The organism is Nocardioides flavescens, from assembly GCF_009823805.1.
In the GTDB taxonomy this organism is placed as follows: domain Bacteria; phylum Actinomycetota; class Actinomycetes; order Propionibacteriales; family Nocardioidaceae; genus Nocardioides; species Nocardioides flavescens.
The window spans coordinates 315,276-328,755 of sequence record NZ_WUEK01000003.1; the positions used below are offsets into that span (position 1 = coordinate 315,276).

The following is a 13,480-nucleotide window of genomic DNA, read 5'->3' on the forward strand; positions in this document are numbered from 1 at the left end:
CGTGGTTCGGACCGTCCGCGACCGATCGGACGCGGTCCTCGCCCTCGCCGGGGTCTTCCGCAGGCGCGGCTTCGAGGGGAGCTCGCTGTCGGCGATCCAGGAGGAGACCGGGCTCGGTCGCGGCAGCCTCTACCACTTCTTCCCCGACGGGAAGACCGACATGGCCCGCGCCGTGCTCGACCAGGTGGGTGGGTGGTTCGAGGACCACGTCTTCGTTCCGCTGCGGACCGCCGAGGACGCCGCCGGGGCGGTCCGGACCACGTCGCAGGAGGTCACCGAGTACTTCGCCTCGCGCGAGAGCGTGTGCCTGTTCGCCGCGATCTCGCTGGGGCAGGAGCGAGAGACGTTCGACGAGGCGGTCCGGACCTACTTCACCGACTGGGTGGACGCTCTCGCTGCGGCTCTGGGGCGCCACGGGCTGTCGGCCGAGGAGGCGTCGGACCGCGCTGAGGACGCCGTCGCGGCGATCCAGGGCGGACTCGTCCTCGCCCGCGCCCGCGGCGACGACTCCACCCTCGTCCGCATCGTCCGCCGTGTCCAGGAGCGACTGCTCGCACCGGCGGGTTGAGCGGTCCTCGGCGGGCCGGGCTCAGTCGCGGTGCCGGTCGTCGTCGCTGTCGCGACCGCGACGCTCCTCGACGGCGTCGAGCTTGTCGGAGAGGTCGCCGAGGCGCTTCTCCTCGCGGCGGCGGGCGAGCGAGCGCCGCGACCCCACCTTGAGGATCCACAGGCCCCACCAGATCGCGACGGCGGACCCGACGCCGATGAGGAACAGCGCCAGCGGGCTGACGTCGATGCTGAGGAACTCGATGGTGCCGCGGGAGTCGACATCGGTGGCGAAGACAGCCGAGACGACGGCGAGGGCACCGAGGACGACGAGGACCAGCCCCAGGATCACCATGGCGGGACAGTAGCGCCGCCGGGGGCCGCCCGTCAGCGGGTCGGACACGCTCAGGCGAGCAGCACGTCGAGCAGGCGCAGGGCGCCCTCCTTGTCGAGCGGCTCGTTGCCGTTGCCGCACTTGGGCGACTGCACGCACGACGGACACCCCTCGGCGCACTCGCAGGCCGCGATCGTCTCGCGGGTCGCGCCGAGCCATTCCCGGGCGGCGTGGAAGCCGCGCTCGGCGAACCCCGCGCCACCGGGGTGACCGTCGTAGACGAAGACGGTGAGCCGACCGGTGTCGGGGTGCATCGCGGTCGAGACGCCACCGATGTCCCAGCGGTCGCAGGTCGCGAAGAGCGGCAGGAGGCCGATGGAGCAGTGCTCGGCGGCGTGTGCCGAGCCGGGCAGGTCGCGTGCGGTGAGGCCGGCGTCCTCGAGGGCATCGGCCGGCACCGTCCACCACACCGAGGAGGTCCTCAGGGTGCGCGGCGGCAGGTCGAGGGGCTCCTCGCCCATCACCTCGCCGGTGGGCTGGCGACGTCGCTGGAAGGAGACGACCTGGTGGGTCACGTCGACCTCCCCGAAGGACAGCCGGCAACCGCCTGGGCCCTCGCCCCACGCACGGTGGTCGCGCTCGGCGACGATCGAGATGTCGGTGGTCTCGCGGGCGCTGGTGGACCACGGCACGTCGGTGCGGGAGATGACCGCCAGGTGCTCGTCGAGGTCGAGCGACTCGACCATCCAGGTCTCGCCGCGGTGGAGGTAGACCGCGCCCTCGTGCGCGGTCGAGTGCGCCCCGGCCGCGTCGACGGTGCCGATCACCCGGCCGGTGCCGGCCTCGACCAGGCTCACCGGGGCGCCGCCCGCGGAGCGGATGTCGGCGAGGTCGCTGGCGCGGCGTCGGTCGGTCCAGAACCACCCCTGCGCCCGTCGGCGCAGCAGCCCGGCCTCGGTCAGCCGGTCGGCGACAGCGCGCGCCGTCGGTCCGAAGAGCGGGAGCGCGTCCTCGGTCAGCGGGATCTCGGCCGCGGCGGCGCACAGGTGGGGGCCGAGGACGTAGGGGTTGCCCGGGTCGAAGACCGTGGCCTCGACCGGAGTGCCGAGCAGGGCCTCGGGGTGGGTCACGAGGTAGGTGTCGAGCGGGTCGTCGCGCGCGATCAGGACGCCGAGCGCGTCGCCGCCGTCCCGCCCCGCGCGGCCCACCTGTTGCCAGAACGCCGCCCGGGTGCCGGGGAAGCCCGCCAGGAGCACGGCGTCGAGGCCGCTCACGTCGATGCCGAGCTCGAGGGCGGAGGTGGCGGCCAGGCCGAGCAGGTCGCCCGCCCGCAGCGCGCGCTCGAGCTCGCGGCGCTCCTCGGGGAGGTAGCCGCCGCGGTAGGAGGCGACCCGGCTCGGCAGCGACGGGTCGACCTCTCCGAGCAGTCGCGCCGCCGTGAGCGCGATCTGCTCGGCGCCCCGCCGCGACCGGACGAAGGTGAGCGTGCGGCGTCCGGCCACGACCAGGTCGGTCAGCAGGTCGGCGGCCTCGGACGAGGCGGCGCGACGTACGGGCGCGTCGTTCTCGCCCGCCAGGGCGGTGAGCCGCGGCTGCCACAGTGCGATCGAGACCTCGCCGTGCGGGGAGGCGTCACCGGTCACGGGCAGCACGTCGAGCCCGGTCAGCCGTCCGGCGTGCGCCTCGGGCTCGGCGACCGTGGCAGAAGCGAGCACGAACGTCGGGTGGGCGCCGTACGCCGCACAGATGCGCCGCAGCCGTCGCAGCACCGCGGCCACGTGCGCGCCGAAGACGCCGCGGTAGTGGTGGCACTCGTCGACGACGACGTAGCGCAGCTGGGCGAAGAAGCGGCGCCAGCGCTCGTGGCCGGGCAGCAGGGAGTGGTGGAGCATGTCGGGGTTGGTGAGGACGTACTCGCCCTGCTCGCGCGACCACTCCCGCTGCTCGCGGCTGCTGTCACCGTCGTGGGTCGTGACGCGTACGTCGAGGCCCAGCTCGCGCAGCCCGGTGAGCTGGTCCTGGGCGAGCGCCTTGGTCGGGGCGAGGTAGAGCGTCGTGGCGCCCCGCTGGCCCCGCGGACCCCGGGCCTCCAGCGCGGCGCTCAGTGCGGGCAGCTGGTAGGCCAGCGACTTGCCGGAGGCCGTGCCGGTCGCCAGCACGACGTGTTGACCCGCACGGGCGGCGTCGGCGGCCACGACCTGGTGCACCCACGGCTCGCGCACCCCGCGAGCGGCGTACGCCGCGACGACCTCGGGCGCGGCCCACGGCGGCCACGGGGCGTGGCGAGCCGCGCGGGCCGGCAGCACCTCGAGGTGGGTGAGCCGCTCGTCGGAGGGCAGCGGCAGGGACACCCGGCGAGGTTGGCACACCCCACCGACGCCGGGGCGGGCGACGGGTGGGGGACGGGTGCGCTCAGGGCCCCCGTGGCAGGGTGGAGGCCGTCGAAGGGGGTCGCTCGGCCTATGTGAGCGACCTTTGCACGCGTCTCGGGTCGACGTGGTTTCATTGTGCTGGCGTGTGGCACGGGGTCGACGTGGTCCCTGGGCGAACGCCGCCCGGACCCCCAGGGAGTACATCGTGGACCTGACGCTTGCGACCAACGAGGTCGACGGAGCGACCATCATCGCCGTCGGCGGCGAGATCGACGTCTACACCGCTCCCAAGCTGCGCGACAAGATCACCGAGCTGGTCGCCGCCGGCACCTACGACATCATCGTCGACATGGAGGCCGTCGAGTTCCTCGACTCCACCGGCCTCGGCGTCCTGGTCGGCGGCCTGAAGAAGGTGCGCGCCCACGACGGCTCGCTGCAGCTCATCTGCACCCAGGACCGGCTCCTCAAGATCTTCCGGATCACCGGCCTCGCCAAGGTCTTCGTCATCCACGACTCGGCCGACGGCGCGCTCGCCGCGCGCTGAGCAGAGCTCCTCACCCCAGCGGACGGCTCCTCCCGCGACACGACGTGGCCCACGTCACACGTGCAGTGTGACGTACGCCACCCGTGCGTAGACTCCGGCTCGTTCCGCGACCCGGGCTCACCTCCTCACCTCTCGGGCTCGTCCCGGGTGCGCGGTCCCGCACCGGACCGAGCACGACCTGACTCACAGAGGAGTTCGCATGGCCGGGTCTCACCCTTCCCTCTCCCCGTTGGCAGTCGACACGGCGCTGGACGTCGGCGGCGGCAACCTCGTCCTCGTCCTCGTCGTGGCGCTGCTCTCGCTGGTCGCCCTCGGCTTCGGGGCGATGTTCCGCAAGGAGGTCCTCGCCGCCGGCGAGGGCACGCAGAACATGCGGACCATCGCGCAGGCCGTCCAGGAGGGCGCCGACGCCTACCTGCAGCGCCAGTTCCGCACGCTCGCGATCTTCGCGGCGGTGGCCTTCGTGGCCCTGCTGGTCCTGCCCGTCGGTGACGCCGACAATGCCACCCTGGTGCGGATCTTCCGCTCGGTCTTCTTCCTCATCGGCGCCGGGTTCTCCGCCGCCGTGGGCTACCTCGGCATGTCGCTGGCGGTGCGGGCCAACCTGCGCGTCGCCGCCGCCGCCGAGTCCGAGGGGCGCGACCCCGCGATGAACATCGGACTGCGCACCGGCGCGATGGTCGGCATGCTCACCGTCGGCCTCGGCCTGCTCGGCGCGAGCGTCGTGGTGCTGCTGTTCCAGGGCGACGCGCCCAAGGTGCTCGAGGGCTTCGGCTTCGGCGCCGCGCTGCTGGCGATGTTCATGCGCGTCGGTGGCGGCATCTTCACCAAGGCCGCCGACGTCGGCGCCGACCTGGTCGGCAAGGTCGAGAACAACATCCCCGAGGACGACCCGCGCAACGCCGCCACCATCGCCGACAACGTCGGTGACAACGTCGGCGACTGCGCGGGCATGGCCGCCGACCTCTTCGAGTCCTACGCCGTCACGCTGGTCGCGGCGCTGATCCTGGGCTCGCAGGCCTTCGGCGACAAGGGCCTCGTCTTCCCGCTCCTCGTCCCGGCGATGGGCGCGCTCAGCGCGATCGTCGGCGTCTTCATCACCAAGCCCCGCGCCGGCGAGAACGGCCTCACCACCATCAACCGGGCCTTCTACATCTCCGCAGCCATCGGTGCCGTCGGGTCGGTGGTCATCGCGTTCCTCTACCTGCCCGGTGACTGGACCGAGCTCGGCATCGACGTGGCCGGCGCCCCCGACGCCAGCCCGCGGGTCATGGCCTCGGTGGCGGTCGTCATCGGCATCGTGCTCGCTGCGGCCATCCTCGCCCTCACCGGCTACTTCACCGGCACCGACTTCCGACCGGTCAAGGACGTCGGCCGCACCTCGCTCACCGGCGCCGCGACCGTCATCCTCTCCGGTCTCTCGGTCGGCTTCGAGTCCGCGGTCTACACGGCGCTCGTGATCGGTGCAGCGGTCTTCGGAGCCGCGGTCGTCGGCGGTCAGTTCGCGCTCTTCGCCGTCGCCCTGGCCGGCTGCGGCCTGCTCACCACCGTCGGCGTCATCGTCGCGATGGACACCTTCGGCCCGGTCTCCGACAACGCCCAGGGCATCGCCGAGATGTCCGGCGACGTCAGCCCCGAGGGCGCGCAGATCCTCACCGAGCTCGACGCGGTCGGCAACACCACCAAGGCGATCACCAAGGGCATCGCGATCGCGACCGCGGTGCTCGCGGCCAGCGCGCTGTTCGCGTCCTACACCCAGGACGCGCTGTCGGCGTACGCCGAGTCGCTGGGCGACGCGGTGACCGCGGGCGGCCTCGACTTCTACCTCACCTTCGTCGTCTTCGACGCCAAGGTGCTGGTGGGCGCGCTGCTCGGGGCGAGCGTCGTCTTCCTCTTCTCGGGCCTGGCCATCAACGCCGTCGGCCGTGCCGCCGGCGCGGTGGTCTACGAGGTGCGCCGCCAGTTCCGCGAGATCCCCGGGATCATGGAGGGCACCGGTCGGCCGGAGTACGGCCGGGTCGTCGACATCGTCACCCGCGACTCGCTGCGCGAGCTCGCTACGCCGGGCATCCTGGCGATCCTCGCCCCGGTCGCGGTCGGCTTCGGTCTGGGCGTCGCGCCCCTCGCCGGCTTCCTCGCCGGCGCCATCGCCACCGGCACCCTGATGGCAGTCTTCCTGGCCAACGCCGGTGGTGCGTGGGACAACGCCAAGAAGCTCGTCGAGGACGGCAACCACGGCGGCAAGGGCTCCGCGGCCCACGAGGCCACGGTCATCGGCGACACCGTCGGCGACCCGTTCAAGGACACCGCCGGCCCGGCCATCAACCCGCTGCTCAAGGTGATGAACCTGGTCTCGCTGCTGATCGTCGCCGCGATCGTGCAGCTGTCCTACGGCGACAGCGAGAACGACGTGCTCCGCATCCTCATCGCGGTGCTCGCCGCCCTCGGCATCGCCGCCGCGGTCTACGTCTCCAAGCGCCGCTCGTCGGTCATCGGCGACGACCAGCCCGCGACGACGACCACCGTCTGACGCACGTCGGGAGTGGTTTCGAGACGGCGCTGGCGCGCCTCCTCAACCACCGGCAACGGTGACTTCGAGACGGCGCTGGCGCGCCTCCTCAACCACCGGTGCCGGTGGTTGAGGAAGGACGAAGTCCTGTCTCGAAACCACTCCTGACATAGCCCTCCCTAGGCTGCTCCCGTGCGTGAGACGTCCCCCGACCTGCCCCGCAAGCTCCGCGAGGCACTGCTCGCCGCCGACTTCACGGTCGACGCCGTGCGCGAGCTGCTCGGCGACGTGGCCGACGGTGCGCTGCTGCGCAACGAGACGACGCCGGCGCTGCGGCGCACGGCGCGCGACACCGGGCCGCTCGCGACGCTGACCCGGCTGTTCCTGCTGCAGACGACGGTCTCGGCGGAGGCCGCCGACGCGGCGCTGCCGGGGCTGGTCGACCGGCTGGTGGCCGAGGGGGTGCTCGACCGCTCGGTGAGCGAGGTCGCGGCCCGCCTCGACGTGCGGCCGTACTCCTCCGACGACGTCGACCTGTGGGTCGTGAGCGACCTGACCCCGGGCCTGGACGGGATGGCCCAGCGCGTCGGCGCCGACCACGTGCTGGGCATCAGCCCGGCGTCGACCTCGCTGGCGCAGCTGACGCTGCGCGCCCCGGTCGGCCGGGCGCTCGACCTCGGCACCGGCTGCGGGGTGCAGGCGCTGCACCTCGCGACCCACGCCCGCAGCGTGGTCGCCACCGACGTCAACCAGCGCGCGCTCGGCATCACCCGGTTCAACGCCGCGCTCAACGAGGTGGGCGAGCGGGTCGAGGTGCGCGACGGGTCGTTCTTCGAGCCGGTGCGCGGCGAGCGCTTCGACCTGATCGCCACCAACCCGCCGTTCGTCATCTCCCCGGCGACGGGGGAGCGGCTGGTCTACCGCGACTCGGGGCTGCCCGGCGACCGGGTCGTCGAGGACATCGTGCGCGCCGCGCCCACCCACCTCGCCGACGGCGGGGTCTGCCAGGTGCTGGCCAACTGGGTCGTGCACCGCGACCAGCCCTGGGACGAGCGGCTCGCCGGCTGGCTCGACCCGACCTGCGACGCGCTGGTGGTGCAGCGCGAGACCCTCGACCCGGCGGCGTACGTCGAGCTGTGGCTCAAGGACTCCGGCCACCACCCGGCCACGGGCGGCGACGGCGGGGAGTACCGCCGTCGCTACGACACCTGGCTCTCGTGGCTGGAGGAGCAGGGCGTCGAGGCGATCGGCTTCGGCTGGATCAACCTGCGCGCCGCGGGTCGCGCCGAGGGCACCGCCCGTCACGCGCTGTGGGAGTGGCCCTACGACGTGGAGCAGCCGATCGCGCCGGCGATCGGGGACTGGTTGGCCGCCGACCCGGAGGTCGGCCCGGACGACACCCTGACCCTGCGCGTCGACGTGGTGCAGGAGACCGTCGGCGCCGCCGGCGCCGAGGACCCGGAGTCGATCGTGCTGCGCCAGCAGCGCGGCTTCCGCCGGGCCCGCACCGCCGACACCGTCACGGCCGGCTTCGTCGGAGCGTGCGACGGCGACCTGCCGGTCGGGGCGATCCTCGACGCGCTCGCCGAGCTGCTCGCCCTCGACCCGGCGGCGCTGCGCGAGGACCAGCTGCCCGTCGTGCGCGAGCTCGTCGACGAGGGGTTCCTGCTGCGCCGCTGACCCGTCGTCGGCCCGTCACGCCGCCTCGGCGTCGGAGAGGGCACGCTCGCGCAACCGCACCAGCCGGCGGCGCACGCCGGACACCAGCAGGTCGGCGTGCCCGAGGGGGAGCAGCCGGGGCACGCCGAACGGCTCGGACCAGTGGTGCACCCGACCGCCCAGCGCGTGGACCACGAGGTGCCCGCTGCTCGACAACGGCCCCCGCAGGCCGATCTGCTCGCCGAGCTGCCGCTGGGTGAGCGGGCTGGCCGGGTGGAGCAGCAGGTTGGCCTTGCCCACCGCCCACACCAGCCCGCCGGCGAGGTGCTCGGGCGTGGGCGGCGACGTCACCGCCCACGGGTCGCGCTCCCAGGTGCGCACCAGCGCCCTGCGCAGCGCGACGGCACCCTCGCCCGCCAGGCCCCGCGCGGTCACCCGCTCGAGCGCGGCCCACGTCTCGGCCAGCCGCCGCTGCGCGGCCCGGTCGCCAGCGTCGGGCAGGTCGGTGCCGTCGTCCTCGAGCCGCTCCTCGTCGAGCGCGAGCACCGCCGCGCGCCCGCCGCACACCTCGTCGAGCCACTCCAGGATCTGCACGTGCTGTGGCGGCCGGGGCGGCGGGTCCGGCCGCCTCGGCGCACTCCACCGCTCGGTCAGGGCCTCCCACCGCGATCCCTCGACCGGCTCGGTCCACGTCTCGGCCAGCCGGCCGTCGACGAAGACCAGGTGCGTCACCCGGTCGGGCTCGTGATCACGCTCGTCGAAGGCCCACTCGTCGTACCGCTCACGTCTCATGGCTCGACGGTGGCACGGATCCGCTTCGCCCCGCCGAGCTCCTCCACAGGGCCCGGCGACCCTCAGCGGTGCGAGCCGCTGAGCCGCAGCGAGGGGCCGTCGACCTCACTGCCGAGGCTCGTGTCGACCTCGAGCTCGAGGACCGGGGTCGGGTCGCACGAGGCGCGCAGCACCCGGATCGTGCCCTCGCCGCTCACGGCGCTCGACACCTCGTTGGCCTCGGCGCCGCCGGTGCCCGGCGATGGGTCGGCCACGAAGACCGTGATCGGGAAGGACCCCGAGTCGCCGGGACCGTCGACCGGCAGCTCCAGCGTGCGCGGGGCGTCGAACGCCGCGACGCGCGCCTCTACGTAGACGAACGGTCGCCGCACGGCGAGGTCGTCGGAGTCCTCGGAGCCGGTGACGTCGATGGGGCTCCACAGCCACACCCGGTCCTTGCCCCCGCCCTCGCCCATCGGGTCACCGGCCGTGGTGGTCGGCGGGTCGCAGCTGACCGTCACGTCGGAGAACTCGTACGTCGACCCGTCGGGCCGGGTGAGCACCAGCGGGCTCGTGGCGGGCGTGCCCTCGTCGGTCGCGACCGGCACGTCACCTCGACCGCCGGAGCCGGTGAGAGCCACGGCGGCCCCCGTGCCGCCGACGACCGCGAGGGCGGCGACCCCGGCGAGGGCGGCGCGGCGGCGGTGACGCCGGACGACGATCCGGCGACCGATCCGGGTCCCGGCGTCGCGCGGCGGCTCGAGCGCCGAGCCGAGGCGGTCGTAGGCGTGCTGGAGGTCGGGCTGGGGGTCGTGGGCGTCGTTCACTGCGTGTCTCCTGTCGTGGTGCGCAGCGGCCCGTGGTCGCGGGCGTGCTGCCGGAGCCGCTCGGTGCCGCGGGAGAGCTGGCTCTTGACCGTGCCCTCCGAGCAACCCATGCGCGCGGCGATGGTGCGCACGTCGAGGTCCTCGACGTACCTGAGCGCCAGCGCGGTCCGCTGACGTGGGGTGAGCGTGGTGAGCGCCTCGACGAGCCACCCGTCGAGCTCGCCGACGACGACCACCGGGGCGGGCTCGTCCGTGCGGTGGGGCTGCAGCAGCTCGCGGCGCAGCCGGCGGATGCGGTCGACGTTGAGCCGCACCATCACGGTCCGCGCGTACGCCCCGGGCTCATCGAGCCGGAGCCGGCCCCACCGCTCGCCGAGGCGGGCGAGCGTCTCCTGGGTGAGGTCCCAGGCGTCGTGCGGGTTGGCCGTGAGGGCGTGGGCGAGGCCGAGCAGTGGCCGCGTCTGGGCGCGCACGAAGTCGTCGAACGTCGTACCGTCGTCGTGCGGTGGGGAGGGTCCGTCCACCGGGCCCCCTTTCTCCGAGTGCCTCAGGGCGTGTCTCCCACGCCCTCGTAGTCGCCCGCGCGGCGTCGCATCGGACCTGGACTGCGTTTTCGTCGCCCGCCGTGACTCCGCCACGGCGGGCTCCTCCGCCTTGCCAGCTCCGCGCGACCCCACGCCTGCTCCCACGCGGACTTGGGAGACGCGCCCTACGCTGACACTGACGAGGGCGGACCCCAGAACGTTGAGGGGACGCCGCCTCGTCCCTCCGGGCCGGTGGACGACGGGTGACGCGCTACCGTGAGCCGCCGTGACCCGGGCTCGCCGCGGTGGCGCGGCAGCAGGACACGAGCAGCAGACGAGCGGCACGACGAGCGGATTGCAGGGAACCAGTGGCACACAAGTTGGTGATCGTCGAGTCCCCGACGAAGGCCCGCAAGATCGGCGGGTACCTCGGTCAGGGGTACGTCGTCGACTCCTCCTACGGACACATCCGTGACCTGCCGCAGTCCGCGGCCGAGACGCCGCCCAAGATCAAGGACAAGCCGTGGGGCCGCCTCGCGGTCGACGTCGACAACGGCTTCGAGCCCTACTACGTCGTGCCGCGCGACAAGAAGCAGCAGATCTCCAAGCTGAAGACGCTGCTCAAGGACGCCGACGAGCTCTTCCTCGCCACCGACGAGGACCGCGAGGGCGAGGCGATCGCCTGGCACCTGCTCGACGAGCTCAAGCCCAAGGGCATCCCGGTGCACCGGATGGTCTTCCACGAGATCACCGAGCCGGCGATCCGTGCGGCCGTCGAGAACCCCCGCACGATCAACGACGACCTCGTCGAGGCCCAGGAGGCGCGGCGCATCCTCGACCGCCTCTACGGCTACGAGGTCAGCCCGGTGCTGTGGAAGAAGGTCATGTCCGGCCTGTCCGCGGGCCGCGTGCAGTCGGTCGCCACCCGCCTGGTGGTCGACAAGGAGCGCGAGCGGATGGCCTTCCGCATCGCGTCGTACTGGGACCTCGAGGGCACCTTCGACGCCGGCGCCGACAAGGAGCCCCGGATGTTCCCGGGGCGCCTGCACTCCATCGACGCCAACCGGGTCGCGAGCGGCTCCGACTTCGGCCCCGACGGTCAGCTCAAGTCCAGCGCGACCGGTCGCACCCACCTCGACCGCGCCGGCGCCGAGACGCTGGTGCGGGCGCTGGCCGACACGACGTTCGACGTCCGCTCGGTCGAGTCCAAGCCCTACCGCCGCCAGCCCTACGCGCCGTTCCGCACGACGACGCTGCAGCAGGAGGCCAGCCGCAAGCTCGGCATGTCCTCGTCGGTGACGATGTCGGTCGCGCAGCGGCTGTACGAGAACGGCTTCATCACCTACATGCGCACCGACTCGACCACGCTGTCGGTCACCGCGATCAACGCCGCCCGCTCGCAGGCGCGCGAGCTGTACGGCGACGAGTACGTCCCCGACGCGCCGCGCGAGTACGCCTCCAAGGTCAAGAACGCACAGGAGGCCCACGAGGCCATCCGCCCGGCGGGCGACACCTTCCAGACCCCGGCGCAGACCGGGCTGACCGGCGAGCAGTTCCGCCTCTACGAGCTGATCTGGATGCGCACCGTCGCCTCCCAGATGAAGGACGCCGTCGGCCAGAGCGTCTCGGTGCGCGTCGGCGGCGCGGCCAGCGACGGTCGCGACGTGGTGTTCTCCTCCTCGGGGCGCGTCATCACCTTCCACGGCTTCCTCAAGGCCTACGTCGAGGGCACCGAGGGCGGCAAGCGCTCCGACGACGACCAGGTCCCGCTGCCGGACCTCGCGCAGGGCGACGCCGTCACCGCGGCCTCGCTCGAGGCCCGCGGCCACGAGACCAAGCCCCCGGCGCGCTACACCGAGGCCTCGCTCATCAAGGAGCTCGAGGAGCGCGAGATCGGCCGCCCCTCGACGTACGCCTCGATCATCAGCACGATCATCAACCGCGGCTACGTCTACAAGAAGGGCACCGCGCTGGTGCCCGCCTGGATCGCGTTCTCGACGATCCGGCTGCTCGAGGAGCACTTCCCGCGCCAGATCTCCTACGAGTTCACCGCGCAGATGGAGGACGTGCTCGACGAGATCGCCAACGGCCAGAAGGACCGCCAGAGCGAGCTCGGCGAGTTCTACTACGGCAAGGGCGACATCGAGGGGCTCAAGACCCTCGTCGACGAGCTCGGCGACATCGACGCCCGCGAGCTGGCGACGTTCCCGATCGGCGGTCCCGACTCCGGGATCCACCTGCGGGTCGGGCGCTACGGGCCCTACCTCGAGGGTCCCGACGACGAGGGCAACCCGACCGGTCGTCGCGCCAACGTGCCCGACGACCTGCCGCCCGACGAGCTCACGCTCGAGAAGGCCACCGAGCTGTTCGCCAACCCCGCGGGTGAGGAGATCCAGCTCGGCGTGCACCCCGAGACCGGGCTGGAGGTCGTCGCCAAGAACGGCCGATACGGCCCCTACGTCACCGAGACGCTGCCCGAGGACGCGCCCAAGAGCGCCAAGCCGCGCACCGGCTCGCTCTTCAAGTCGATGAGCCTCGACACCGTCACGCTGGAGGACGCCGTCAAGCTCCTCTCGCTGCCGCGCGTCGTCGGCGAGGACCCGGAGAGCGGTGAGGAGATCACCGCCCAGAACGGTCGCTACGGGCCCTACCTCAAGAAGGGCACCGACTCGCGCTCCCTGACCTCGGAGGACCAGCTCCTCACGATCGGGCTCGACGAGGCGCTGAAGATCTACGCCCAGCCCAAGCAGCGCGGTCGCGCCGCCGCGGCCCCGCCGCTCAAGGAGCTCGGGCCCGACCCGGTCAGCGGCCAGCCGATCGTGGTGAAGTCCGGCCGCTTCGGCGAGTACGTCACCGACGGCGAGTACAACGCCACGCTGCGCAAGGACGACACCGTCGAGGCGATCACCCTCGAGCGGGCGGCGGAGCTGATCGCCGAGCGCCGCGAGCGCGGGCCGGCGAAGAAGGCGGCCAAGAAGGGCGCCAAGAAGGCCCCGGCCAAGACCGCCGCCAAGAAGACGACGACCAAGAAGGCCGCCGCGAAGAAGACGACGGCCAAGAAGACCACCACTGCGAAGAAGGCGGCGAAGAAGTCGTGAGTGCCTACTGGATCAGCCTCTACCGCGAGGTCAACGACGCCGACAAGCTCGCGGCGTACGCCGAGCTGGCGGGTCCCGCCCTGGTGGAGGCCGGCGGCCGCTTCATCGCCCGCGGCACCCCGGTGCAGGTCTACGAGGCCGGGCTGGAGCAGCGTGCGGTCCTCATCGAGTTCGACTCGGTCGAGGCGGCCGTGGCCGCCCACGACTCGGCGGCCTACCAGGCGGCGCTGGACGCGCTCGGTGACGGCGCCGTGCGGGACATGCGGATCGTGCCGGGTGTCGGTGCGGCCTCCTAG

Annotated in this window: 11 protein-coding genes; 6 read left to right on the plus strand and 5 right to left on the minus strand. The window is 72.9% G+C overall.

What is annotated here, in order from left to right; all coding sequences use genetic code 11:
• Nucleotide 1: 1 nt before the first annotated feature.
• Nucleotides 2–568, plus strand: coding sequence for an LmrA/YxaF family transcription factor (locus GRQ65_RS06665; protein ID WP_160876405.1), 567 nt, complete (start codon nucleotides 2–4; stop codon nucleotides 566–568).
• Nucleotides 569–589: 21 nt separating this feature from the next.
• Here GRQ65_RS06665 and GRQ65_RS06670 read toward each other — a convergent pair whose 3' ends face one another.
• Nucleotides 590–901, minus strand: coding sequence for a hypothetical protein (locus tag GRQ65_RS06670; protein ID WP_160876407.1), 312 nt, complete (start codon nucleotides 899–901; stop codon nucleotides 590–592).
• A 50-nt stretch (nucleotides 902–951) separates the two neighbouring features.
• The gene (locus GRQ65_RS06675) at nucleotides 952–3,231 is read right to left on the minus strand and encodes a DEAD/DEAH box helicase (protein WP_337191540.1); all 2,280 of its coding nucleotides are present in this window, start codon (nucleotides 3,229–3,231) and stop codon (nucleotides 952–954) included.
• A gap of 226 nt (nucleotides 3,232–3,457) precedes the next feature.
• Here GRQ65_RS06675 and GRQ65_RS06680 point away from each other — a divergent pair, with 226 nt between their 5' ends.
• The 3 genes from GRQ65_RS06680 to GRQ65_RS06690 all read left to right on the plus strand — a co-directional run bounded on the left by GRQ65_RS06680 (nucleotide 3,458) and on the right by GRQ65_RS06690 (nucleotide 7,985).
• Nucleotides 3,458–3,796, plus strand: coding sequence for an anti-sigma factor antagonist (locus tag GRQ65_RS06680; RefSeq protein ID WP_160876411.1), 339 nt, complete (start codon nucleotides 3,458–3,460; stop codon nucleotides 3,794–3,796).
• A gap of 199 nt (nucleotides 3,797–3,995) precedes the next feature.
• Nucleotides 3,996–6,326 carry a sodium-translocating pyrophosphatase gene (locus tag GRQ65_RS06685; protein ID WP_160876413.1) on the plus strand — a complete coding sequence of 777 codons (2,331 nt, stop codon included), beginning with the start codon at nucleotides 3,996–3,998 and terminating at the stop codon, nucleotides 6,324–6,326.
• A gap of 171 nt (nucleotides 6,327–6,497) precedes the next feature.
• Nucleotides 6,498–7,985: a DUF7059 domain-containing protein gene (locus GRQ65_RS06690; RefSeq protein ID WP_160876415.1), complete on the plus strand. Its 1,488-nt coding sequence runs from the start codon at nucleotides 6,498–6,500 to the stop codon at nucleotides 7,983–7,985.
• A gap of 15 nt (nucleotides 7,986–8,000) precedes the next feature.
• Here GRQ65_RS06690 and GRQ65_RS06695 read toward each other — a convergent pair whose 3' ends face one another.
• The 3 genes from GRQ65_RS06695 to GRQ65_RS06705 all read right to left on the minus strand — a co-directional run bounded on the left by GRQ65_RS06695 (nucleotide 8,001) and on the right by GRQ65_RS06705 (nucleotide 10,086).
• Complete coding sequence (locus GRQ65_RS06695) at nucleotides 8,001–8,756, minus strand: hypothetical protein (protein ID WP_160876417.1); 756 nt, start codon at nucleotides 8,754–8,756, stop codon at nucleotides 8,001–8,003.
• Between the two features lie 62 nt (nucleotides 8,757–8,818).
• Nucleotides 8,819–9,562 (minus strand): hypothetical protein, encoded by a 744-nt coding sequence (locus GRQ65_RS06700; RefSeq protein WP_160876419.1) that lies wholly within the window; start codon nucleotides 9,560–9,562, stop codon nucleotides 8,819–8,821.
• A complete protein-coding gene (locus tag GRQ65_RS06705; protein WP_160876421.1) occupies nucleotides 9,559–10,086 on the minus strand; it encodes a sigma-70 family RNA polymerase sigma factor in 528 nt (175 codons plus the stop codon). Before GRQ65_RS06705 ends, GRQ65_RS06700 begins: the two co-directional genes overlap by 4 nt.
• Before the next feature lie 368 nt (nucleotides 10,087–10,454).
• On the opposite strand from GRQ65_RS06705, the gene topA reads away from it, so the two are divergent.
• Nucleotides 10,455–13,184, plus strand: coding sequence for a type I DNA topoisomerase (gene topA, locus GRQ65_RS06710; RefSeq protein WP_160876423.1), 2,730 nt, complete (start codon nucleotides 10,455–10,457; stop codon nucleotides 13,182–13,184).
• Nucleotides 13,181–13,480, plus strand: a complete 300-nt coding sequence (locus GRQ65_RS06715; protein ID WP_160876425.1) for a DUF1330 domain-containing protein — start codon at nucleotides 13,181–13,183, stop codon at nucleotides 13,478–13,480. Before topA ends, GRQ65_RS06715 begins: the two co-directional genes overlap by 4 nt.

Excerpts from the sequence above, each read along its gene's own strand:
- GRQ65_RS06670 (WP_160876407.1), bottom strand. The coding sequence starts at position 901 with ATGGTGATCCTGGGGCTGGTCCTCGTCGTCCTCGGTGCCCTCGCCGTC.
- GRQ65_RS06685 (WP_160876413.1), top strand. The coding sequence starts at position 3,996 with ATGGCCGGGTCTCACCCTTCCCTCTCCCCGTTGGCAGTCGACACGGCG.
- GRQ65_RS06695 (WP_160876417.1), bottom strand. The coding sequence starts at position 8,756 with ATGAGACGTGAGCGGTACGACGAGTGGGCCTTCGACGAGCGTGATCAC.